General features: G+C 36.6%; 21 protein-coding genes and 1 other annotated feature. Of the genes, 8 read left to right on the top strand and 13 right to left on the bottom strand.

From position 1 onward, the window contains the following. Position 1: 1 nt before the first annotated feature. The 6 genes from ABM34_RS07600 to ABM34_RS07620 form a co-directional block, all read right to left on the bottom strand. Positions 2 to 1,102 carry a DUF2398 family protein gene (locus ABM34_RS07600; RefSeq protein ID WP_048704719.1) on the bottom strand — a complete coding sequence of 367 codons (1,101 nt, stop codon included), beginning with the start codon at positions 1,100 to 1,102 and terminating at the stop codon, positions 2 to 4. Next, entirely contained in the window at positions 1,092 to 2,423 is a 1,332-nt protein-coding gene (locus ABM34_RS07605; RefSeq protein WP_048704721.1) for a TIGR02677 family protein, read from the bottom strand. The genes ABM34_RS07600 and ABM34_RS07605 overlap by 11 nt, the downstream gene beginning before the upstream one ends. 30 nt (positions 2,424 to 2,453) lie before the next feature. Next, entirely contained in the window at positions 2,454 to 2,579 is a 126-nt protein-coding gene (locus ABM34_RS13555) for a DUF2397 family protein (protein ID WP_157023254.1), read from the bottom strand. Between the two features lie 146 nt (positions 2,580 to 2,725). Next, the gene (locus tag ABM34_RS07610) at positions 2,726 to 4,003 is read right to left on the bottom strand and encodes an NAD(P)H-dependent oxidoreductase (RefSeq protein WP_048706450.1); all 1,278 of its coding nucleotides are present in this window, start codon (positions 4,001 to 4,003) and stop codon (positions 2,726 to 2,728) included. Positions 4,004 to 4,018: 15 nt separating this feature from the next. Then, positions 4,019 to 4,630 (bottom strand): NADPH-dependent FMN reductase, encoded by a 612-nt coding sequence (locus ABM34_RS07615; protein WP_048704723.1) that lies wholly within the window; start codon positions 4,628 to 4,630, stop codon positions 4,019 to 4,021. A gap of 323 nt (positions 4,631 to 4,953) precedes the next feature. Continuing rightward, the gene (locus ABM34_RS07620; protein WP_048704724.1) at positions 4,954 to 5,901 is read right to left on the bottom strand and encodes a CAP domain-containing protein; all 948 of its coding nucleotides are present in this window, start codon (positions 5,899 to 5,901) and stop codon (positions 4,954 to 4,956) included. A 218-nt stretch (positions 5,902 to 6,119) separates the two neighbouring features. Between ABM34_RS07620 and ABM34_RS12925 the strand changes: the two genes are divergently transcribed. Beyond that, positions 6,120 to 8,987, top strand: coding sequence for a protein O-GlcNAcase (locus ABM34_RS12925; RefSeq protein WP_053084457.1), 2,868 nt, complete (start codon positions 6,120 to 6,122; stop codon positions 8,985 to 8,987). Between the two features lie 110 nt (positions 8,988 to 9,097). After that, positions 9,098 to 10,417: an AAA family ATPase gene (locus ABM34_RS07630; RefSeq protein ID WP_048704726.1), complete on the top strand. Its 1,320-nt coding sequence runs from the start codon at positions 9,098 to 9,100 to the stop codon at positions 10,415 to 10,417. A 424-nt stretch (positions 10,418 to 10,841) separates the two neighbouring features. Here the strand turns inward: ABM34_RS07630 and ABM34_RS07640 are convergent, their stop codons facing one another. Continuing rightward, positions 10,842 to 11,771 (bottom strand): FAD:protein FMN transferase, encoded by a 930-nt coding sequence (locus tag ABM34_RS07640; RefSeq protein ID WP_198141145.1) that lies wholly within the window; start codon positions 11,769 to 11,771, stop codon positions 10,842 to 10,844. A 163-nt stretch (positions 11,772 to 11,934) separates the two neighbouring features. On the opposite strand from ABM34_RS07640, the gene ABM34_RS07645 reads away from it, so the two are divergent. Both ABM34_RS07645 and ABM34_RS07650 read left to right on the top strand, forming a co-directional pair. After that, entirely contained in the window at positions 11,935 to 13,812 is a 1,878-nt protein-coding gene (locus ABM34_RS07645; protein ID WP_048704729.1) for an FAD-binding protein, read from the top strand. A 100-nt stretch (positions 13,813 to 13,912) separates the two neighbouring features. Then, positions 13,913 to 14,509: a TetR/AcrR family transcriptional regulator gene (locus ABM34_RS07650; protein WP_048704731.1), complete on the top strand. Its 597-nt coding sequence runs from the start codon at positions 13,913 to 13,915 to the stop codon at positions 14,507 to 14,509. A 391-nt stretch (positions 14,510 to 14,900) separates the two neighbouring features. On the opposite strand, the gene ABM34_RS07655 is transcribed toward ABM34_RS07650, so the two are convergent. Beyond that, the gene (locus tag ABM34_RS07655; protein ID WP_048704733.1) at positions 14,901 to 15,857 is read right to left on the bottom strand and encodes a type II TA system antitoxin MqsA family protein; all 957 of its coding nucleotides are present in this window, start codon (positions 15,855 to 15,857) and stop codon (positions 14,901 to 14,903) included. Between the two features lie 275 nt (positions 15,858 to 16,132). After that, positions 16,133 to 16,378 (top strand) — a binding site (T-box leader). Positions 16,379 to 16,459: 81 nt separating this feature from the next. Between ABM34_RS07655 and asnA the strand changes: the two genes are divergently transcribed. Then, entirely contained in the window at positions 16,460 to 17,467 is a 1,008-nt protein-coding gene (gene asnA, locus ABM34_RS07660; protein ID WP_048704734.1) for an aspartate--ammonia ligase, read from the top strand. A gap of 78 nt (positions 17,468 to 17,545) precedes the next feature. Here the strand turns inward: asnA and ABM34_RS12930 are convergent, their stop codons facing one another. Next, a complete protein-coding gene (locus ABM34_RS12930; protein ID WP_053084458.1) occupies positions 17,546 to 18,298 on the bottom strand; it encodes a type II toxin-antitoxin system RelB/DinJ family antitoxin in 753 nt (250 codons plus the stop codon). A gap of 289 nt (positions 18,299 to 18,587) precedes the next feature. Here ABM34_RS12930 and ABM34_RS07670 point away from each other — a divergent pair, with 289 nt between their 5' ends. Continuing rightward, a complete protein-coding gene (locus ABM34_RS07670; protein ID WP_048704736.1) occupies positions 18,588 to 18,851 on the top strand; it encodes a hypothetical protein in 264 nt (87 codons plus the stop codon). Positions 18,852 to 19,109: 258 nt separating this feature from the next. Here the strand turns inward: ABM34_RS07670 and ABM34_RS07675 are convergent, their stop codons facing one another. Then, positions 19,110 to 20,075, bottom strand: a complete 966-nt coding sequence (locus tag ABM34_RS07675) for a hypothetical protein (RefSeq protein ID WP_048704737.1) — start codon at positions 20,073 to 20,075, stop codon at positions 19,110 to 19,112. 140 nt (positions 20,076 to 20,215) lie between these two features. Between ABM34_RS07675 and ABM34_RS07680 the strand changes: the two genes are divergently transcribed. Further along, positions 20,216 to 20,491, top strand: coding sequence for a hypothetical protein (locus ABM34_RS07680; RefSeq protein WP_048704738.1), 276 nt, complete (start codon positions 20,216 to 20,218; stop codon positions 20,489 to 20,491). 57 nt (positions 20,492 to 20,548) lie between these two features. Here ABM34_RS07680 and ABM34_RS07685 read toward each other — a convergent pair whose 3' ends face one another. The 3 genes from ABM34_RS07685 to ABM34_RS07695 form a co-directional block, all read right to left on the bottom strand. Beyond that, positions 20,549 to 21,601 carry a hypothetical protein gene (locus ABM34_RS07685; RefSeq protein WP_048704740.1) on the bottom strand — a complete coding sequence of 351 codons (1,053 nt, stop codon included), beginning with the start codon at positions 21,599 to 21,601 and terminating at the stop codon, positions 20,549 to 20,551. Between the two features lie 121 nt (positions 21,602 to 21,722). After that, positions 21,723 to 22,139 carry a hypothetical protein gene (locus ABM34_RS07690; protein WP_157023256.1) on the bottom strand — a complete coding sequence of 139 codons (417 nt, stop codon included), beginning with the start codon at positions 22,137 to 22,139 and terminating at the stop codon, positions 21,723 to 21,725. 147 nt (positions 22,140 to 22,286) lie between these two features. Continuing rightward, a complete protein-coding gene (locus ABM34_RS07695) occupies positions 22,287 to 23,993 on the bottom strand; it encodes a DUF262 domain-containing HNH endonuclease family protein (protein ID WP_048704744.1) in 1,707 nt (568 codons plus the stop codon). Positions 23,994 to 24,203: 210 nt separating this feature from the next. Between ABM34_RS07695 and ABM34_RS07700 the strand changes: the two genes are divergently transcribed. Then, positions 24,204 to 24,905, top strand: a complete 702-nt coding sequence (locus ABM34_RS07700; RefSeq protein WP_048704746.1) for a Bax inhibitor-1/YccA family protein — start codon at positions 24,204 to 24,206, stop codon at positions 24,903 to 24,905. The last annotated feature ends 23 nt before the right edge of the window (positions 24,906 to 24,928 follow it).

A 24,928-nucleotide genomic window follows, 5' to 3' on the forward strand; every position in this document is an offset into this window, starting at 1 on the left:
CCTAGTCGTTTTTAATAAATTCGCCACTCAATCTGGCAAAAATTGGTGTAACAACAATCCCAGTATCATTTAACTTAGTCAAGCCAGTCTGATTAGTTTGAGCTAATAATTCTTTAGCCAATAGTTCAAGTGATTTTTCCCGATATGTTTTTGACAAAAGTTCTTGATTATCAATCACAGCCTCAGACACAATACTTTGCCACTGTGAGATTCCAAGATGGATTTGGCCATATTCATCAGTATTAAACTGACCATCACGCAATTTATCCCCAACTATCATCAACAGGTCCCCAGCACTGCTATTATCAGGAATGTATTTAATTTGGGCGCGTCGGTTGTGGCTAACCAACAATCCTAAATCTTTAGATAGTTCAAAGTCGTAATAAGAATAACGTTCAAAATAATCAATTAAGAATTTTTGTTGATTCCGCATATATCTGAATAATTCTTCAGTTTCCTCCGTGCGGCAAATTCCAGGGGAAATAAATAAACTTTGGATAACCTTAATTCTAGTAGCGTGTTCATCGGGACTAAATTTAAGCTGTTCCCAACTTTCTAAATTTTGTAAGTTCTCCGGGAATCTTCGTAACAAGTAACGGGAATAATTTGTTGCTGTGAACAACGCCTCTTCGTTTTCATTGCGGTCAAACTCATCATAGTTACCATCCAAGACATTAATCACGGATAGTTCTACCAATTGTTTGATAACTCTGACTAACCTTTTTCTAATTTGAAACTCAGTCCAATCAATCTTCACTGGCATATTTCTTTTCAGATTGTCGGTTAAATCCGGCAACAAAAAAGGTGTATCCGGACCAGTCTCCTCAAGGAAAGACATAACACAAGCAAACATGACATAATCTTCAACTTCATCAAAATTTTCAATTCCCATAAACGATTGCGGATATTCTGGAATTTTTTCCAATTTAATAAAATGCGCATTCACAATTAATCTCATCCCAAGGTCGTTAAGGCAGAGCTTTCTCAAATCAGAAGTATTTTTCTTGATTAGTCGAAACAGTTCCGATTGCTTGTTATCTAAAATTACGCGATTTTCAAGCAAAGCATCTAAACAAATTCGAATATCTTCATCATTTTTCAATTTCTTGCCCTCCCACAATTTTGAATTCCGTATCTGGCATCGTTAAATATCCATCTGAAAACTGCACAGTTACCAGTCGTTTCCGATCAATTTTAACTTCAAAAACCCAGCCTAGCTTAGTAGCAACTCGGTGATCTGACGCAACCATTGCTGATGAAAAGTATCTAATTAAATCATGTCGCATTTCAATCGGAAGTTCGTGAATATTCGACAATTGAAGTGATCCACCTTCCAAATATTTGTTCCACATTGCTCGAGTCTCTTGTTGTTTCTTTTGATATGCCAAACGTACTTGAGCTTGTTTCTCCGGATCCTTAACAAAAGGCTTGTTTACAACCCTGGCTCTATTCTTCCGACTTTTAGATGTCAATTCAGCATTTGGTACTTCCATTTTCCATAATTCATCCAATTGGTTGGTGACATTCATGGCAGCAGCCTGCACATGTCTAGTTTTTCCAAAGCTAAAGAGTAATGATGATAGCTTATTCGCGTCAGACAATTTAGCTTCTTCATCAGATGCACTATCGACAATTGATTGATACCAACTAGCAATTTGCAAATAATCCTTAGACCGACTTCGATGTTGCTGATTGCTTTCAGTAATAGTTTGAATAATGCTGGTTACACGACTCATCGCCTCATTAGTTTGGGCAATCAGATTAGTGTATTCACTGTCACGCCCCTCTTGATCAATAAACCAGTCACGAATATGCTTCCAAGTTTCAGTTATTCTCCCGGCAGTTTCTTGAGAACTTTGCTTTGTAAAAGTTGGTTTCTTCTCATCGTGTTCAGTTTGTAGCTTAATGATTTTCTGAATAGTATCCTCAGATACACCATTCAATGCAGTTTCAATCGCCACACTGGTCTGTTGCATCTTACGAATAAATTCTCGTAAATATTCGATGAATTTTAATTTATAGACTAGAAACTCGGTGGTCTGCATTAAGTCTTCTACCTTACTAGAGGTCAAATAGGCCACATACCCTGTTGCATTACGGCGAATTTTGTCAAACCTATCATGCAAGTCTTCCCATCCATCCAATAATTTCTGATTATCAAACGAGTTCAATTTGTTTAAGACTTCCAGCAATCTTTCGAATAAATGTGAATCCAAATCCCCCGAGTTCTCATCCTCACTTGGCAATGACTGTATGAATTCTTCAATGGCAATTCCTACCGTCGTGATTTGATATCTAAAATGTTTATTCCGATACTCTTCAATTGTCTTTGGATGAGTCATCTCTTGTTGAGCCTGCAAATTACCCCATTCAGTCAACAAATTCAGATCATTATCCAGTTGGTCAGCAGTATAATCAGCCAATCCTGAATCCCTAACGCCTTCAAGAATATCTTACTTATATAGTAAGTTATTCATCCGCTGATTTTCGGTATAAAAAAAGTGCATAATCCGACGATAACGTTCAACGTTATCAGCATTCAGATATGCAACTTGTTTTAATTTATCATAATCACTCATATATTATTTTCCCCATGGCTAAACGTCATTATTGACTTAAATTGTATCATGCAAACTTACGTTTTTGGAGTTATTTAATATTTATTCAAAACACAAAAAAGAAGTATCAAGAATCAATCTCAATACTCCTCATAAATCACATATTGTTATGCTTCTGAAGCACCTGAGTTAGCATCAACATCTGGTGTTGGTGCTGCGGGTGCGACTGTTGTGTCGGCATCTTCTGATGCTCCAGCATTTGCATCTACATCGGCTTTGGCAGAATCTGAGCCTTCTGATGCTCCGGCTGTTGCGTCTACTTTGGCATTTGGATCTGCGACTAATTTCTTACCTGTTTGTTTGAGGTATTGTTCGATGATTGGCCACATGTCGAGTACCCATTCGTTTACTCCACGATATCTGCCATTTTCATCACGCATTGCTTTGTAATAGTGCATTACGTGTCTTGTATCGTTGTTACCAGGTACTGGCATTGAAATCAAGTCACTCTTACCTTCACGTAAGGCATGGATAACTTGTTTTACGTGTTTGATTGCGCGTGGTGGGTGAACGTCTGTCATACGGTCACCGACTTGATCTGGTGTTCTTGATGCTAACATATCTTTTCCATCCATTGTCTTGTTGTAATAGATGAATTGGTTGTTGTCATCAACGTATGTTAATTCCATTGGCATAGTGTTCAAGAAATAGTTGATTTGGTCAACTGTCAAAAGTCCACGATCCAATTTAACGTAAGCTTTGCCGTCAACGGCATTTGTCTTAACTGCAGCTTGTTCAACCCAATCTTTAGCATTCATTTCAACGTTTGTAACGGTTGTGTCAACCGGATTCTTGGCATCCAAATCTTCTTGTTCATATGAGTCGTCACTTTGTTTACCAATCATATTAATAACTTTTACAAATTTGATAAATTTAGCTAATGTACCGCCGATAAAGTCGATTGTACCTTGACTCTTCAAGTTTCCGTTATCATCAAATGCACCTTTAACATTGCCAAGTAAAACTTCATTTCCTGGCAAGCAAATTGCGTTAACACCTGGTGATTCAAGAATTTGTCTTAAGTGTAATTGAGCACGTGATGAACCTTGTGTGTAGTATGATGCACCAACGATTAAGACTGGTTTGCCATCTAATGGATGAATGCTGTAAGAAAGCCATTCGATAAGATTCTTCATGGCAGCAGTTACAGTGTGATTGTGCTCTGGTTCAGCAAGAATAACACCATCAGCTGCTTGAATTTTTTTAGCGATGTATTGAATTGCATCACCTTGTGATACATCCTCATCTTGATTGAACATTGGAATGTCATTGATGTCCAAAATCTCGATATCCACTTGGCTGTTGAAATGTGATGCCATAAATTTCAACAACATACGGTTATATGATTGGTCTGCGATTGAGCCTGCGATACCAACTAATTTCATCATAGTAACTCCCCCTTATTTATTGTCTTCCCAGTTAAAGTCTGCAGCATCTTGTTTGTTTGCTTCAGTTGAGCTGTTTAATTGAGCTGAAATGTCGACGAAATTCAAAAAATCTTGGAATAATCCGTCTAGTTGAACAACTTGTTCTTGATCCTTCAAGTTGCCATTTTCATCAAATGCATCTAGTGAGTGTCCAAGTAGGAATTCTGAACTAGGCATAATTCTAGCTTTGATTTCAGGTGAATCTAAAATTTGACGAAGTTGAGCTTGAGCACGTGATGATCCTAGTGATCCGTATGATGCACCGGTAATCATAACTGGCTTGTCGACAAATGGGTGTTGTCCATATGACAACCAAGCTAGTGCGCTAGTCAAAACAGCGGGAATTGAGTGGTCATATTCTGGAGTTCCGATAATAACACCGTCCGCTGCTTCAATTTTCTTAGCAACTTCTTTTGCGTATTCCGGAACAGTCTTTTCAGGACTCTTCTTATATATTGGTAGACCCTTGATTTCGACTAATTCAATATCAGCCTCATTTTCAAAATGTTTTTGGATAAATTGTAATAATTGACGATTTGTTGATTTTTTTGAGTTGGAACCAACTATGGCGATAAACTTTTTCATTAAGCTATCCATCCTTTCAATACAAACTAAATATTCCTATATTATATATTTTAATTATATTCTTGTGATAAAGCAATCAAAGTTTGTAAAACGTTTGCACTTTTTTCTTAATTGCATATCAACTCAATAATAACACTATCTTATCAGTGTTTTCTCAGTTGTAAATAGAAAGTTCAAATATGCCTGATAGACGTTAGTTTGTGATAATCAGTTCAAATGAGAAAGTTTTATCAATCATTAATTGTTTTTATGAGATCATAATTATTGCTTATTTATATTGCAGCAAAAAAAGCCAGGAAATACTAATCCCAGCTTTGTCATTATTATCCTAATACATCCGATTCTTTAACGAATTCATTTGTTGAAACTCTATAGTAAGTTGTTCCGTCAATAGTGATATATCTGTCAGTTGCCCAACCAGAACCGGGAGCTACCCCACGGTTCATGACTTTGGTACCTTGATATGTGTAAAGTGGCGCAACACTGTTCTTGATAACAATAGTTCCCATTTGACCATTGTTCATTAATGAAAGGTAATGATATCCGTACTGTGAATCAGTACCTTTATCATATAAGTTTTCTGCATTGCCAGTTGAATTTGTGTTTGATCCATCAACTACATCGTAATGATCTTGAGAAACTCCAGCAATTCCAGGATTATTATATTGCTTTGTCCAAACGCTCCATGCTGAGTCCCCACCTTGAGCATCAAATGTTGCTTGAGTTCCACCAAATACACAGACGTGGAAAATAGTTCCTTGATCATCATAAGCTGCAGCGAAAGCAGCGTGATCCTCAAATCTACTCAGCATAGTCTTTCTGTGACCAAAGGTAGGATTGCCATTATCAATATAATAATCTTTGATAATTTGTTGCCCCTTTTGATTGATATCCATGTTGTCCATGCTTGTACCTGCACCATGAAATCCAATAATCTCAGTTCTCGTGAAATAATTATATCTATCAGGATATACGTCTGGATTCAACCCCGCGTGATAATCTAGATAATGCATGGATAGTAAAGTGTTCAATCTATTATTAGCGATTGTCTGCAAATCACCATCCCAAGAAAGTGCTGATAAACCATTTTGAGTTCTCAAACGGTTCATCTCATTGAAAGCAGCAGCACCAATTGCAGAATCAGTATTGGCATCCGCCTTAACCTCTGAAGTTTGAACCCCTGATAACTCGCTTAATACAGGACTGCTCACAACAGTCGTGATCCCCAGACCTAGTAGTGCTGTAACTAATAACGGCTTAGCTAGTTTCATAGTAAATCCCCCTGTAATAAATATATTTATAGTTTAAGTATAGTTGACGTCACATTTATGTACAATTTATTTTTTATTAATTGATTTAACACGCGTGTCAGACATTAATTTTCCAATATATTATGATTTTGTATTCGAAACGGAAAATTAATGAAAACGGTTAAATAATGCCTTTTCTTTGTTATACTTCAGTCGAATAGTATAGGGGGAAAAACGACATGACAAATAACAATCATTTTAAAGCTTCATTGATTGGATTGACCGCCGCCGGAGTGCTGGTGTCACTGGGGTTGGCACAAAACTCTGAGACTAATGTGCAGGCAAGTTCTGATCCTGCGGTATCTGGAGAAACAAGCGACGTTCAGACTGACAAGTCTAATGTTACAAATACTTCAGATTCATATGCTAAGAATACGGTGCTTGATTCTGCTTCAGATACCGTCGTTGCTAAACAACAGCCTGAATCCAACGATGTGTCAACTCAATCTGATACTAGTTCTGACATTGTTGCAACCAAATCTGATATCACTCCTACCACAACAGATAAAACTGCAGTTCAAACTCAGCAACCAAGTACAACGACCAAGCAAGCTCCAATGATAGCTGCTGTTGATGATTCCAACCTAGCAACGATTGCTGACGCAAAATCGGCTCTTGCCCAAAACGATATCCATTTTGACAATGTGACCTTCAACTTGTCCGTTCATGACAATGCTAATTTGAAGGAAAATGGCTACGTTATTCAAAGTGGTGTGACTGATGGTGTTTCGAATCTACTAGTTCAAGGCAAGGACAATACTGGCCTTTCTTATGGACTCAACGACTTGATTGCTCGTGTGAACAAGCATGAGTCGGTCGCAAATCTCAATGTTGTGCAAAATCCACAAATGTCGATTCGCGGTGTGATTGAAGGATTTTACGGTCAACCTTGGTCACAACAAGCTAGAACTGATATGTTCAAATTTATGAATGAACATAAAATGAATGTTTATATTTATTCTCCAAAAGACGATACTTACCTGCGTGAAAACTGGAAAGAGGAATACCCTGCTGACAAGCTAGCTCAAATTAAAAAGCTTGCGGATGCTGCTAACGCTAATCACGTCACGTTCGTTTACACGCTGTCTCCTGGGAATGATATTACTTATTCAAGTGAAGAGGACTTTGAGACCACAACTAAGAAACTTGATCAGTTGCGTTCCATTGGTGTCACACAATTCTACATTGCACTCGACGACATTCCTCTAACTGTAACTGATGTAGATTCAGCCAAGTTCCCCGTCCGTGATACGAAGAATTACAAGAATAATGTTTGGTCACAGTTGGCTGATGCACAAGCTTATTACGTTAACAAAGTTCAAACTGACTACATTGAGAAGAACAATTTGCCTGACCTCTGGCTAGTTCCAACCAACTATGCTGGATCCGCTCAAGATCCATTCAAAGAAGCTCAAGGTGAGAAACTCAACAAGAACATCCGCATGCAATGGACCGGTGAAGGCGTATTCTCCGGCTCAATCAATTCAGATTCCATCGACAAAGCCAAAACAACTTACAATACCGACCACCTATTCATCTGGGACAACTTCCCCGTTAACGACTCCGATCAAGACCGGCTTTATTTGAATCCAGTTGAAGGTAGAAACGACAATCTCTATCAAGTAACCGACGGATTCACCAGCAATCCCATGATTCAGCCATACGCATCATGGATTGGCGTTGCCAGTTATGGTGACTACATGTGGAACGCCGCAACCTATAAGCCCGCCCAATCACTTCAAACAGTCGTCGAAGAGTTGGCTGGCGACAATCCCGCAACACTCGCATCCCTCAACGCATTCGTCGACCTCAACCAGTATTGGAATTATGCCGACAAGGCTGACCAAGTCCACGCACCAGTGTTGAGCAAACTAATTGCCGCCTACCAAAACGATCCGGATAGCGATGCCAAAACGGCGTTGCTGACCCAGCTAAACACCATTTCAGACACACCTTCAACTTTGGAAAGTATGAAAGTGTCTGGCTTCTATGACGACGCTCTACCATGGATAAACGCTGCTTCTCATTGGGCTAAGGCCTTAATCGCTGCAGTCACACTCAATCAACAGATAAGTTCTTCTGACACGCCTGCAGCTCTATCTCAAACCCTATCCACAGTAAATTCTGAAGTCGCACAAGCAAAGAAAAAGACTCTGCCAGATAACCGAACCGGAGACCCTGAACTCATCACAACCCCAACAGTCGGTGATGGCGTGTTTGAACAATTTATTAGTGACACGTACAACAAACTAAACAGTTACCTAGGATTAAAGTCAGTGACACCTGAGCTAACTCCTATTGCTACAACAATTTCTACCAACGTATCGCACTATTTGGATCACTCTGCTGACAAAGCTAACGACGGTGACACTGACACGTTCTTCTGGAGTGACCGCGATTTGAAGGCTGGAGACACGTTTACGATTAAGCTGGCAAAATACTCATCTGTCAGTCGTTTGGTGCTTCAACAAAGCACTGGTGACGACGTTATGTCGGACGGAAATCTCACTGGAGCAACTGTTTACGCTGGCAAATTCATCAATGGTGCTGATAAATTTGCTATTGGGACGTTATCCGGAAACGGATTATACCAGCTCGATTTGAAGACTCCCGTCGACGCAAACTTTCTATTTATAAAGGCAAACGACAATAGAACTGGTTGGTTCAGAATTCGTGAATTGGCGGTCTATGGCGGCACTGGTTTGACACTAGACAACATCGACAACTCAAACGGAACTACTGCTGCATTGTTCGACAACAAGGTAGAAACGAGCTTCACCGGAAAATTGGACGATGCTTCACAACCTGGGACTATTCAACAAGTTTCAGCGACACCAATTAATGGCGTGAAGTCAGCAGTCGTAGTCGGTAACGCTAGCGGAACTGTCTATGTTTCGGAAAAAGATAATTGGGTGAAAGTTGGCAAGATTGACGGCACTCAATTGATTAACGTTTTACCTGTTAAAACCAACTCGATCGATGGTATAAAATTTGTTATCGACCCTACTTCTAAGAAATTATCTATTAGTGAAATTGGATTAAATTAAATTGCGTAATATATAGAGAGTCCTGAATGATTCAGGGCTCTTTTGGTTTTAATAACTGTTACACTATAGTTAATTTCGACACATTTTGTATCAAATTTGGAGGTAATGACATGTTCACTTCGTTAACGATGAAAAATTATAAATCATTTGATAACATTACCATCAACTTTGAAGCCAAAAAGAATCACCCAAAAAAATTGATGGCAATCTTTGGGGAAAACGGTTCTGGGAAGTCTACTATTCTTTCAGCATTCAGCAAACTCCGTCTTTCAATAAACACAATTTCAAACATAGAAAAATTAAACAACTTATCACCTTCTAAAATTGCTGAAACCAAGACTGAATGGATCAGCCAAATATCTACTATGGATTTGAATTCAAATTTTACGAACGTTAATAACATTTTCAAAGATTCTATAATGGTTGCATCCACTGGTCCTATGGTTATCAATTTTGAGTTCATTTTGAACGGTCATAAGGGTAATTACGAATTGGTTTTCCAGAATGGAGATAATAACCAACCGTATCTTGTATCTGAGACTTTGAATTTTCTAATAAATAAAGTATCTGGAACACTATTTTCAATCAAATACGATTCCAACAACAACATTTCAATTATTCAAAGTCCAAAACTGGTACAAAAATCTGCAATACTAAAGATTAACGATTACATAAATGAATATTGGGGAGATCATACGTTCCTTTCTATTATTAATCAGTTTGCTAGTGAGAATTTTACTTCAAAGAACCTATTTGCAGTTTTGAATTTTTTCAAGTCGATGGGTTTAAAAACAGATGAAACCAATATCGTGAATAATACAGTTAATCTTTTAACCAGTGAAAATTCTATAGATAACCAGTCATTAATAAAAACCACCGAATTGGCATTAAACAAATATTTAATACCTCTTTTGGACGACATTTCCGGAGTTAGATATAAAACAGTCATCAATCTTCATAACGAAATTGAGTATGAACTTTGGGAAAAAAAACGTATCTATGGAAAGTATGTTGAGATCAAGTTTTCTTTCGAATCAAACGGTATCAAAAATATATTGAAACTATTTCCACACATTCTCAATGCAATCGGCGGAAATGTTGAACTCATTGACGATATTGATCATGGGCTCCACACAATGATAACCAAACAAATCGTCGAAAATATTGAAGAAAATATTGATGGACAGTTAATTTTCACAACCTCAGATACACATCTGATGACGCAATTAAAGAAAAAATATATCTATATTATTTGGGTGGATTCGGTCGGAAATAAAGCTGTGTATAGTCTAGATACTGTGCAATTTAAAGTTAGAAAGAATAATAATATTGAAAAGATTTATATTGATGGTGGCCTCAATGGAATACCTTTTTCCAGTGATGTAAATTTTTATGATATCGTCGAAGGGTTGAAAAATTCCAATGAATAATATCAGCTCGTCTATTTGCGCTATAGTAATTTGTCATGGTCAAACCGAGTTTCTCTTAATGACTTTTATTAAGAGAACATATAATATCCAGATGATAATCATTGCAAGAAACAAGGGAAAATCCAGTATCCAAATTGACGGATTATCTAAATTCTTGAGTAATTCAACTTTTCTAAATATTAAATCACTCACGAAGAAATACCCTAAAATTAAAGTGGGTGAAAAAAATAATCATGATAAATCAAAATACATTGAGGTGTTCTCTGTGGGCTATACTGCTGAAACACCGGATGAAAGAATTCATAATTTTCTCGTAAAACTGAGAAAAACTAAAAGATCTAATATGGATGAATTGATTGAATATCTCATTAAAAATAAATCCGTACAGTTATAAAAAAGGAGCTCTGAAAATTCAGAGCTCCTTTTAAATTATCGTAAATGAATCTTTCAACCCACTGGTGCTAAACACTTCCAGATCTCTAGTAATGAAAATGGCTTCAATTCCAGGCTGTTCTTCAATCATGGCCATACCCTTTTCAATACCTTGATAAAAACCAAGCGTTGACCAAATTTCACCATCAACTGACTTATCACTGATGATAGTTACACTGGCAAGATTGTTTGCGATGGGATAGCCAGTTTTCGAATCAAACATGTGATGATATTCATGACCATCTATCACTAGCTTACGCTCGTAAATACCTGACGTACCAATGGATTTTTCGGTTGTATGCAGTATACCGACAGGGACATTCCTTTTCTCCACTGGATTTTGAATTCCAATTTTCCACATAGAATCTGGTCTGAGACTTCTGCCTACTAATAGAACGTTTCCACCAAGGTCGACGATACCTGATTCAACACCAGACTTAAGCCACATCTCTTTGATTCTATCCGCAATCCAGCCTTTCGCGATACCACCGAGGTCAATTTCCATGCCAGGTTGTTTCAAGAACACTGAATGTTCCTCATCATTGAGTTCAATTTGAGCTGGGTCAATTTCAGTAAGCTTAGTCTTAATATCTGAATCTAATGGCTTGTTGGCACCCTTGAAACCAATTTTCCAAAGCTTAACCAATGGTCCGATGGCAACGTTGAATCCAAGATGCAATTGACTGGTCTCGACAGCTAATTTGATTAATCCATATGTGTCCTCTGGAACGGAAACCGCCTTAATTCCGGCATTATGGTTAATCGACATAACTTCTGACTCAGGACGATTGACTGTCAGTTTATCCTCGTAATCCTGAATCAACTTGTAAGCAGCATCTAAGTCTGCAGTCGTAGCAGGTTCAGCAACGGACAAATTGATCAATGTACCTAATGCGTAATACTTCTTATTTATCATTCCCATTATTATTTCTTCCCATATTTGTGTATGACATCTGTATATAACCTATCATAGAAATTTTACTACAGCACTGGTCAATTTTGCCAAAATCTTCACATGATTATCACACAGCAATAATAATAAGCGTTATATTAATCTATAATGGTATTTTTAAGGAGTGAATAAAATGTTTAAAAGTGTAAATTCAAACTGGGACGCAACTTATGATGTAATCGTCCTTGGTTTCGGTGGTGCCGGTGCTACTGCTGCCCGCTTCGCAGCTGATAACGGTGCTAAAGTCTTGATTGTCGACTCAGCTCCCGAGGGTCATGAAGGTGGAAATACTCGATATGCCGGACAAGTTATTTCAACTGGCCACGACCTTGACGATTTGAGAAATTATTATGATGATTTGGCACATCCATTGTCATATGATCACGAACTTATGGAAACATACGTTGAAGGATTGTACGACATGCCTAATTTTGTCAAAAAGTATCTCGGTGTTGAAAAGCCATTCGTAATGGATGAACACCCAGACTCACCGGTTTCAAAAGCCTTGTTCTTCATGCGCCACGAATATCCAGAACTACGTGGTCAAAAGACACACGATTTGGTTGCCTTACACGAAGGCGTCGCCGATTCAGCTCTCTGGAAAAATCTTCGTCAACAAGTACTCGACCGTTCCGATAAAATCGATGTCTTGTACGAAACTCCAGCTGAATACTTGTATCAAGATCCATACATCAACGCCGTTGTTGGTGTTGAAATTAAACGTAATGGTGAATCACTTAAAGTCAAGGCTAACAACGGTGTAGTCATGGCAACTGGTGGTTTCGAAAACAATCCTAAGATGATTGAAAACTATCTTGGTGAAACTAGCCTCAATCCTATCGGATCCCTTTACAATAAAGGTATCGGCGTCAAAATGGCCGAAGATGTAGGAGCCCAGCTATACAATATGGCTAATTACGAGTCATACGGAATATTCCATGGGTTGACACCTAAACCCGAAGCCGGTCAGCGTTCACAATTTCTCCCATTCGATTGGCCTGCATTCCACCAAGGCAGCTTGATGGTTGTCGGCGACGACGGGACACGTTACTTCAATGAGGATGAGATGCATCGCCACGGTCACATCAAAAATCACGGTGAATGGCGTATTCCAAACGCGCAAATCCACCCTTATGTCATTTTCGACCAGAAGAAGTACGTCGAACTCAAGAGTGACAAGAACGCACCTTATCCAGAATTCTTGAAGCTGGTTATTGAGGCCGATGACATCAAAGAACTCGCCAAGGTGCTCGGAGTCAACGCCAAAACCTTGAAAGGCACAATCAAGGACTTCAATCGCTTCGCCAAAAAGGGACGTGACTATGCTTATAACCGTGACGGTGACACCTTAACAGCCTTTGATGATGAGGGTCCATACTATGCAATCGCCATGGTCCAAGGGTTGTTGAACACACAGGGTGGCCCTGTTCACAATGCTAAAACTGAAGTCGTCGACCCAGATGGCAACGTAATCCCTCACCTATATGCAGTCGGTGAACTTGGTAGTTTGATGGGACGTAAGTACAACGGTGGTAGCAACCTTGCCGAGAACCTTATCTTCGGTAAAATTGCCGGTGAACAAGCGGCTAAGATTAAGGCTCAAGTTGAAGTGCCTAACACAAATGGTGCTGGATCAACTGACGCAACTGCTGGTGCTAGTGAAAACGCAGCTCCCGTCAACAACGGAACTGCCGGATTAGGATCTGATGCTGTCGAAGAATCTTTTGAGACTGGTCCAAATCAATTTATCGGTAAATCAACTGCCGGTATGGGTAACGAAGTCGTTGTCCGTGTTACAGTTGATGATGACAATAACATCAAGGATGTTGAAGTTTTGAAGCAAAGTGAGTCTGAAGATTATGGACTCAAGGCTATCAAGGAACTTCCTAAAGAAATCGTTGCTAAAAATTCTGTTGATGTTGACTCAATTTCTGGCGCATCAGCTTCAAGTAACGCAATCAAAGAAGCCGTAACAAATGCACTAAAACTTGCAAAAAAAGTTACTGAATAATTAGTAAATAAAATATCGTTAGAAGTCAAAATCTTCTAACGATATTTTTATTTTTTCATATGGTATGATAGATATAGTATTTGGAAAGCAGGGGTAATTCATGGCTGTAGATAGACGAATCGTCAGAACTAAGGATGCAATTAGGTCCTCAATAATAGAATTAGCCAAGACCAAACCAATTGACAAAATCACTATTACCGCCATTTCCAAGCAGGCAAACATTAGTCGAAAAACATTTTACGAACGATATTCAAGTGTCGATAATCTTCTCGACGACATCCGTCAACAGCTAATGGATGAGTTCAACAGCATCTTCCAACCCCCACTTATTATTGGTGACGATATCAACCAAGGGTCCGTTTATCGGTATTTGAAGTTTGCAAAAGACCATAAGGATTTATTAGGTATTTTAAACAATAGTGACGAAGGATTCTTAAAAAAAGCTTTGCACGATCGTGGTCCTGATTTACAAAGGTTCCTAATCTCTTCAGGAGAATTTGACGAGCGCACTGCAAAAATAATTACACCCTGGTTGTTAGAATTTTACATTAAGGGTGTTGAACATCTAACCACTACTTGGTTAACTTCAAAAGAACATGTCTCTGAAGAAGACATGTCAAAGCTAATGATCAACATCTTCAAGGCGCCAGTACTTTCTATTAAAGCAAAAAATGATTTAGTCGAAAAAAATAGATAATGCCAAAACCCAGTATGGCAATTATCTATTTTTTATTTTCTACTTGAAAATACCCCAATGTGTCACGCCAGATAAAAAGCATGAGATTTGGGTAAATCTCCGAACTCGGATTCCAGAATATCCGCGCATGTGAAAATATCCAATCATTTCTTGGGAAAACGATTCAAATATTTTGCATTTTTATCGCTACGTAACATCTAAGCAAAGTATAACGCTAATTTTGTCACAATGTAACAATCCACAGCAGAAAACGTTACTTTTGTATCTTATTTTGGGAATAACCCCTAAAGGCACTAGGAAATTCAATATTTGTTTTATTTATATGAACAAATTATTGATAGTTCTTGTTGAAGTTGTCACAAATTGGATGTTTTATTTGTGGATCAAAAACCTATTCAATCAAAGCTTTATACGAGATTTGTTTTTCAGATGATTGATCTAAATATTGGAATTCATTTCGAGAATAATCACAAATTTCATGGATTGACAGCTCCTTGAACCTTTCTATCTGTATTTCCATTGTTGATATTTGATCTTGGTAAAAAAGCCTTGAATCAAAAATATTCGATGTGGTATAGAAAACTTCCTCAGATTTAGCACTGATATTTTCATCAATACTCTTATTATCATGAAGACTCAATAATAGTAACTGCAAATCCTTCATTTCTGGTCCAAGACTATTCATAAAATATGTGGCTCCACTAATCGATACTGCATTGGTTTTAAAGTAGCTTACGTCCGAATAAAACATTAATTTATTTAATCGGGTTTCAGTCAGTTCGTCGGATTGCTGAATAAAATAGACCACCATATTTTTGAAAGTTTCGTAATCAAAGCTTTTAAATCCATCAAAGAGATTGGCAGAATTGTTCCCGTTTCTTTCCAAATAAATTTGTTCTAAACTGCCTTGTAATTCAGATTGTTGACTTTTGCTTAAAACCTCAACAATATGTTCTTGATCAGATACGTTCAATCTGGATTTGTTATTTTTAAAAAACGATTCAAGTGAAGTCTCTTCTCTCATCTGTGATAACAATGCGTTAATACTTTCAGTTGGTAGCACACCTCGCTCATAACGAGCAATTGTGGCAGCACCAATCCCTAATAATTTAGAAAATGCTCTTTGACTTAAACCGTATTTAGATCGAAGCTCGACAATTTGTTTTGGAAATAAAATATCATGTTGATCTCTATATACATCAAATGCTTTTTGAATTGCTTTGTCATCTAGCTGTATATTGGATATTAGCTTTCCAGTATTGTCATCCACCATTGCATCAGACTCCACCGTGATGTTCTCATTTCGAACGTTAAATGTTTGACTGATAGTTTCAATATGCTCACTCATCATCCACTCTCCCTATTGATGGTCTGAGCTTATACGTAATTTTTCGTCACTGCAATCAATTGATGGCAAATGAAGAAATTGATGTATATTTGACCTCTTCAATTTTAAATGAACATTAAAATACAAAATTCTTTAATTAATTTAAGAATAGCCATTATTCCCACTATAACAGCATTTCACCACCCACTTCAAAAAGATTTATTAGTACAAATTTGAATAATTTTAATTTTAGACTTTACAACTCCAGAAATAATGCTAGTATAAATTACATCAAGATAAAGACGTGAAGAAAGAGGAGTAAGATTTTTCAATCTGACAGTGAATCGGGAATGGTGAGAACCCGAGCAGTTGAGAAATTTCTGAATAACACTTTCCAAGTTGCTAGCTGAAATGATTTCAAATTAGGCTAAGCCGTGTTACCGGTACGTTATCATCCGGGAGAGTATGTTTGTACTCTTATTGAGGTGGCTTATTTAAATATAAGCAATCTGGGTGGTACCGCGAAGTCTTTCGTCCCTTATATTTAGGGATGGAAGACTTTTTTTGTTGCTTCCATTCTGATCCAATTTATCGAAAATAAAACTTTTTGAAGGAGAGTTATCATGCATATTATTAAACCAAAGGACTATCAACCAAAGCTTACAACTAAGCAAACACAAGCTGCAATTCGTTTCATTCGTGAAACATTCCAAGATGAATTTGGTAAAGAACTAAACTTGTCACGTATTTCTGCACCAATGTTTCTTGAGAAGGACACTGGTTTAAATGATAACCTTAACGGTGTTGAAAAAGCCGTATCCTTTGAGATGAAAGACATGCCGGGGAAAACAATTGAAATCGTACACTCACTTGCAAAGTGGAAGCGCTGGGCTTTGAAACACTACGATTTCCAACTAGGCGAAGGTCTTTACACTAACATGAACGCTATCCGTAAGGATGAAGATTTGGATAACTTCCACTCAATCTACGTTGACCAATGGGATTGGGAAAAAGTTATCAGACGTGAAGATCGTACAAAAGAGACATTGGAGTCAACAGTTAAACAAATTTTCAAAGTAATCAAACACATGGAACACGAAGTATGGTACAAATTTCCCGAAGCAGTTCACCATTTACCAGATGAAATCCACTTCGTAACCTCACAAGAGCTCGAAGACAGATGGCCAGACAAGACACCAAGAGAACGCGAAAACGCCATTGCAAAAGAACTAGGCTGCGTATTCATCGAACAAATCGGTGGCGCATTAAAGAGTGGCCAACCACACGACCTACGTGCCCCTGACTACGACGACTGGAAATTAAACGGTGACATCATGTTCTGGTACGAACCACTGGACCAAGCCATCGAAATATCATCAATGGGTGTCAGAGTTGATGCCAAGTCAATGAAAGAACAACTCAAGATTACAGGACAAGAACAACGATTAGAGTTGCCATATCACAAGATGATCGAAGCAGACGAACTCCCATTCACAATCGGTGGAGGTATCGGACAATCACGATTGTGCATGTTGTTGCTTGGTAAAGCTCATGTTGGTGAAGTACAAGCTAGTGTATGGCCTGAAGAATACATTGAAGACTGTGCTAAGTATAATATTCATATTTTGTAATATTAACTAAAAATGCGTCTCAAACCAGTCAGTTTGAGACGCATTTTTTACTTAATATATACACCCGTTTATTGTAGATTAATTAAATATACTATCAAAAAAATCCAAGTGAGACATTGCATCTGCATAGTCATCAGTACTATTCATAGGAAGGAAACCATAATTGGTAAACGCAATGACTAAACTTGCCCTATCATGTGTGGTCTTCGCATCGTAAAAATGATTCTCTCGAAATGCAATAGATTGAAGTCCGTGTTCAACTAAATAAGGAACAAACGTTTCAACAAATAATTTAGTTCTATCCATCGCACTAACATCATCTTGATATATATTAAATCTTTCCAGAATGGCCCCATTATAGAACTTTTTCCCCAAATCAGTGCGATATATAGCGGTTTCCAATACTTCTTTTGTATCACCATCAGGCACGTCGGCAAAATCTCCGTCAAACGTATATTTCGAATATGACCGACCCTCAGTTAAATCCAGTCTTTTATATGAAATGTCAGCAATCACTTTCCCATCGCCTGAATTATCTTTAAGAGTCAGTGTTTTAGCAGTCCAGTTTTTTGGAAATCCACCTAGCTTATCTGTTTTCTCAATGATCGTTGTTGTTCCGTTTTCTTTCTGTTTCGAAATATTTGGTGAATATGAAATCCGGTTTAGTGTAGAAGTATCCGGTAGTTTTATTTCAAAAGGAAATCCCTTTGCATAAACAGACATTTGAAGAAATATCTTTATTGCTTCATTTGTTGAAGTACCCAGCCCATCAAAAATACTATCTGCTGCCATTTTTAACTCATCAGAAATTCTTACTTGAACATTTTTCATATCAGTTTCCTCCCAATTGATTATAATGCAATCATACTCTTTTTGATTAATTTTGCAATGATTATGCATGAAACGGGAGCTATTGATCATAAATAAAAATTGTTATGTATCAGACAGTGTTCAGTATTCATTAAAAAGCGAAAATAATCATTGTTTATTAACGCTTTGTCATCATATTGTAAAATTTATTTAGGGATTAGAGGCTATTAAAAAAATATTAAATGAATTAATATTATTAGTTGTAAGAGTCCACCATTACTACTTACAAATCCGGAGGGAATGAGATCATATGACTACTCAACATCCAAAGCGTCGCCCTGCTAAACAAGCAAAAATTGATGCCTTTAAATACCAGACAACAAGAATAATTACAATAATTATTCTTGTTGTAATTGCGGTTGGAATTCTCAAATTCATTTTTTCGAGAGAGTTTAGAATGAAGATTCTTGGGTTTATCGTAGCAATGTTTATGTCCCCTCAAGGTGCAACTGGCTTAATTGTGAGTCTCGGTGGTGGAGTATATTATGCGATTGGCAATAACAGAAGAAATTAATTTTCTACTCTAAAAACGCAAACTTTGGCTAGAAAGTTGATCTTATGATGAAATGCTTGATCAAAGCCTTGTATTGGAACTGGGTAAAGCAGTTGGGTTTCCCATCACATTATTGCTGTATCTCAATTGACCATCCTAAAATAATTTCCTTCTATAAAGCAACGGATATGATTATTCCTTTCTAACAAAAAAACTGGTGTCGCACTTTTGCGAAACCAGTTTTTAATCTGTAAAATAATTTTCCATAATAAAAATATTCTATTCAATATTCATCGCAAGACGTTTCTTCTCCATTGCATGGAAAAAAGATACCATCGGATCGTACATATACTCAGAATCAAATTTGTTTTCAAAATATGAGTCTGGAATATCACTAATATCAATAACATCACCTTTCTTATTTAACAAGTACAGCGATGGAACTTTCTTGACTGCTGACTCTTTTTCTAAAAGATAGAAGTGAATACCGTCAGAGAACATATCAAAGCTTTCAAAATTCTTATATGTCTCAAATGATGCTTTTTCAGATGTATGTGGAAAAATCAAGTTCACGTTCAACGTATATGTATTCCCGTCGTCCCTTTCCTCATCATCTAAATATTGGTACAGAAAGAAATACACTTTATCATGCACTATTTTTTCATAACTTAATTTCTCATTTTCTATGAAAGCAATATCTGTTTTCTTATAAAATTGATCTACATCAATTAGTTGACCACTTGGATTTGCTTTCTTTTTGGATAACTCCGCTTCCGCCATAAAAAATGATTGAACGTAAAAATTATCAGAAGAACCAGGCTCTCCTTCCGTTGGTATCGCCATATCAATTCTAGAACCCAAATCAATAATTTGATTTGATGCATTTACAGCATATATACGTGGTGAAACAATATGGTCTGATAGTTCCATAAGATAGAAATGAGTCCCATTGGCCAATAATACCAAATCTCCAAAATCCCGATGAGTAAAAATATCATCTTCCATTACTTGATAGGCAAGATCGTCCCTTACATCACCATAATAAGTATTTTTTTTATCAATTCTTCTCGCACCGTTTTGAAAGATGTATTTTACTGGCAATGTATTTATTGGAGGATTATCACTTTCTTCATCCAAGAATTGATACACAAACATAATTGTATTTTGAAGAATGGACGTTACTGGTGGTCCTTTGTACGTAATTTTCTCGTTATTATCATTTAGCAAATCATCTAGTTCACTCATTTGGCATTCACCTATTTTTCAAAATTTTCATATCATGTAAATTATACATTTAACCACAAATCCTTCAATTCAGAGTATAAACAAATATATGGAATCTTTTATCTGCTATAATTTATCCATACAATGATGGAGGAATAATTATGGAAAATGAAGAATTTGAAAAAAAACTAGGAGACATAGTCAATAATCAAAAGTTAAATGCAAATCTTGACAGTATCATCGATGCAGCAACAAATGAAGTGCAACAAAAATTCATAGATACAAATTTTCTCAGTGAAGTTTCTAACCGCCAATTGGATGAAAATGGAAATTTAACACCCCAAAACGCCATGATTGCCGCCGTTGCTTACTCTACTATTTATACAAATGAAGTCGTTAAAAATGTTATTAAAAAAATCATTACTGAATCAAAATAGTCCTTTTAAAAGCTGTGAGAAATCTCACGGCTTTTTAGTTTGCAAAATTTTGAACACTCAAGCGTATTTAGAAACGCTCTGGATTCTATTCAGCCAGGTCAACATTGTTCCATTAGAAAATAATTCACCAAGAGTTCCCTTTTCAGTTTTATTAATATCAATTGCAGCAGAAATCAACGCCAAAATATAATAAGCATCTAGCTCTGACACATCAACATGATAAAGTGATGTTCCATTAATATCAATGTTCTGTTCCAAAAATAATACGTCGTAATAATTAGTTTCATCGATATAGTTTCCGCCCTTGTTATACTGTTTGAAACTTTCGGTGAAATTTTTGATCAAGCTTTCGTCTGACATAGAAATGATATTCTGCAGAATCGGAATAAAGAGCAAAATCGAGGATAAATCTGATTTTCGAACTCGATATTCCTTTTCATCAATATCGATAAATAGTCCACGTAATTCTTCAAAATTCACCGGATAAGCATTAGAGCCATGTATTTTGGTAATGGAATTATCACTCCAATTAATAGTTAAATTCCATTGTTCTCCGTCAACTACGGGTGAAAAATATTCATCCTCAGACCAATATTCCATATGCAATGCATTGAGCTTATTAGACATCTCCAATAACTCATGTGGCGTCATTTGATATTGTATATTTGGATCAAAGAAGGCTGAATGTGTCGCTTTCTGCTTGATCGTCTTGTTTTTAACGTCAATAACAAGTTCATCTGGTGGTGGGCCAAATCCTCCAGCTATTAACATCACTCTATTAACCTTGATATTGGAGAATCTGGTATCCATATCCTTTAGCCGCTTTAGTTCATTAATAATTATTGGATTGCCTTGAACAGCACCATTAGAATGCTGAATATTAGATAGCTCTTCTAAAATATTTACTAATTGATACTTTTCTTCAGGATAGGAAGATAAAAAATTCCTAATTGCACTTTGAATCTTTTTTTGCTCTAATTCATCGGAATTTAATGATAAAGCATTCTGCGGTGACATCATGAATTGAATATTTCCATCAACATCTAACTGCGGACATAATTCACCAATAAATTTCGTCAGACTACCATATTTTTGAATATTGCTGAACATATGCCTGTCCTCTAACTTGATAATTATAATGTAATTAATTTTAACATGAAAAAAGACACATCCAATGGATGTGCCTAAAACTAGACCTCATACGGCCCGGTAGCATGACCTTGTAAGAGTATCAGTTTGGATAAAGCAAATTATTCATCCTGATGCAGTTATAAGAAAATGCGTTCTTTTGTACATTATTTCTGTTCATGGGATTTCCGATGTTTAAGCATGGACCTTGAAGAGGAGTAAAAGTAGAATTGACGTTGCTACTTTCGACACTATTGTTTGTTTGGTTCATCATGACAGCTTGGTTATTGGAAACTTGGGTATTGAAGTTTTGATTACTAGCATTCTTGTTACCATAACCAGCTCCAAATCCTTCTCCACGGTGATGACCACCCTGGTTGTAAACTTGACCAGAACCATCGCAGTTGCCCGACTCCATGCCTTGTCGATAGCCGTGAGCGTCGGCTGTACCAATCATCGAAAATGATCCACTAAGCGCTAAAACTATTGCTATGCACATGCTGCGTAAAAGTTTCTTCATATAAAGGAGCTCCTTTACAACATTATGTTTCGCTACCATCTCAAGAATAACATGTATACTTCATGAGGACAAAGTATATACAATATTTATAGTTAATAATTGCAATATTGATTGAATTATTAATATACAAGTTTCAAAAAATTATTCTTAGTCATCAAATGCCTGTATTATTTCATCTGCTAAATAATTGGCACGATTTTGTATTTCATGAATCGTCCATTGATCGTTTGAAGCAATCCGTCTATTCTCCTCAAGACTACTATCAATATACTTCTCTTTTTTCTTATCGAAATCGGCATTCTTTGAACCCCTATTATCCTTTTCGAACCATAATGTAAGGTTACCAATTGAATATGTCCATTTTTCTCTAAGCTCATCATCTGCAAACCAACTCATCCACTTACTGTTTTCATCCGGATTTCTTGGTAAAATATGCTCCACATCATTATTTATACCACTTACTTCAATTTCTTTATTTTGGTATGCATAATTGTAAGTTTCTCGCAGAATAAATGCGATTCTTGAATTTTGTGAAATTGTCTTATTAAGAATAGCTTCATGCAATTGCTTGTCATCAATACACAGTTTTTGAATTGACTCAATTAAAATATCTATGGACATTTCTTTGTTGTAAACCTTATTTGCATAACTAGTGAACTTCAACTCAATTTTGTTGGCCTTTTGTTCATCAAAATAAAAGTTTTTAACTGTGAATTCCAAAATCACACGAAGAACGCGGTTGATATCTTTTAAATCTGTGTTAATCATAAGCATTGCAAGGATTACTGGAATATGTTGTTTCATGTTAAACACCGACAGATTTTTAATATATCGTCTGTATGTATCCCTAATTCTTGTGTCGCTGTATTCCATCTGATTGGCATTACAGATCTTAAGATATTCTTCTGAGGCTTCTCGTAAGAAGACCAAAAGTTGCTTCATATCCTCTATGGAATTTATATCTGTATTACTATACAGATTCTCAAGGGCAACCTTGTTTGTCGTCTTACCTTTGAAAAGAGTAGCGGTAGCATTCAAAAAGCTATTATGATTTAACTCACTCAAATTGGCATCAATTACGTTCCAAATTGGTTTAACCTCATCTTCTCCAAGACATTTAACCATATCGTTTTTGAGAACATAATATTTTTCGATAGATTTACCGGTATTGTTTAGCGATTCAAACATACTTAAAGCAATCTCTTCCGAATTCGCAATAAATTCAACTAATAATGTTCTATCTGTTATAGAAACGACCAATTTTGATAAATCTACATTCTCATTGGATTTGATAAATTCATTTAGGAGTTGATCAATAAAAATCATATTTCTAGCAATAGTTTTTTGGTTATTTATATACTCATTAGGCTTCTTTGATTCAAATTCTTCTTCTAGATTAAATTGAAAATTTGTTACCTTGTAGAAAAACTCGTTGTCTTCTGCAGAGTCAAATGTTAATTTCTGTTGAACTGGGGTTTCTTTTCGTAATTTATCTTTCTTAATAAAATATGAATCACTAATTTGTTCCGCCGCTTCAGTATCACCAGACTGATATAATTTTTGAGCAATAACGGCAAGTATTAACATACAAGTGACTGTCCTTTGTTGCCCATCAAAAATTTTTAAATTGTTTTCGTCATCTCTCGAAAATGTAAAGAAATTCAACATATGTACTTCATCATTACTTAATCCATATAATGAGGTTAAATCATTAAATAATCTTCTAACTTCTGGCTTATCCCATTCATATTTTCGTTGTGAGAATGGAATCAAAAAATTAGTATCTTTGTCATTTTGTAAATATTTATCCAAGCTTTTTGTACGAGCTTGAATTAGGTCCTCTAAGTTTGCCATAATTCCTCCACATTGAACCCTATCACTATTGACGGGATTTTATTATTTAACACTTAAGTTGACTTTAGGATTAAAGTATAACTGATCAAGGATTTACGATCAAATTTGAACGGTTTATGTGAATATCCATTTCATCTTAATGTTTAATCAAGATTGCTGTCATTTTCAATCACAATTGTTATAATGTTCTATACAAAGAAGGAGGATTCTATGCAAACTATAGATAAAGCTAAAGCCACTGGTTTGGCTCGTTTCACTTCCCTTGTGTACTTGTACACTGGTTTGGGGATTGCGTTATGGATGTTGGTTGCTAATGCCATGGCTAAGAATGCTACGATTTCGAAAGCTATTTTGTCCATGGGTGGGAGTCATCCATTCATTTTCTCAGTTGCGGTAATTGCAATTTCGTTTGGTTTCATTAATATGGCGATGCGATTTGCCCAGAGATCTTACTTGATGACGTTCATCAGTTATGTGTTGTTCATTGCGATATTTGCGACGATTGGTGTTCCAATCTTCTTCATTTATTCAGCGGCAGCAATCACACAAGCATTAACAGTTACATCGGTAATCTTCATTGTATCTGCAGCCTACGGGCTTATTACTAAACGTGATTTAACAAAATGGAGTAGAACTTTGATGATTGGTTTGATTTCAATCATCGTCGTATCATTGATAAACTTGTTAATCTTCAAGAGTAGCCTAGTTATGTTACTCGTTAACATTGCAATCGTGATTATTTTCTTGTTCTACATCGCCTTTGATTCACAAAACATCAAAGCAATTTATAACAATGCCCAAGGTTCAGAAAACTTAGGCGCAATCGCCTTAGTTGCCTCAATCAACTTGGTTCTAGACTTCGTAAACTTGTTCATGAGTCTACTATCAATTTTCGGTGGCGGCGACAATTAGCACACAAAAATACCTGTATTTCA

Origin of the sequence: Companilactobacillus ginsenosidimutans, from assembly GCF_001050475.1 — a bacterium.
In the GTDB taxonomy this organism is placed as follows: Bacteria; Bacillota; Bacilli; order Lactobacillales; family Lactobacillaceae; genus Companilactobacillus; species Companilactobacillus ginsenosidimutans.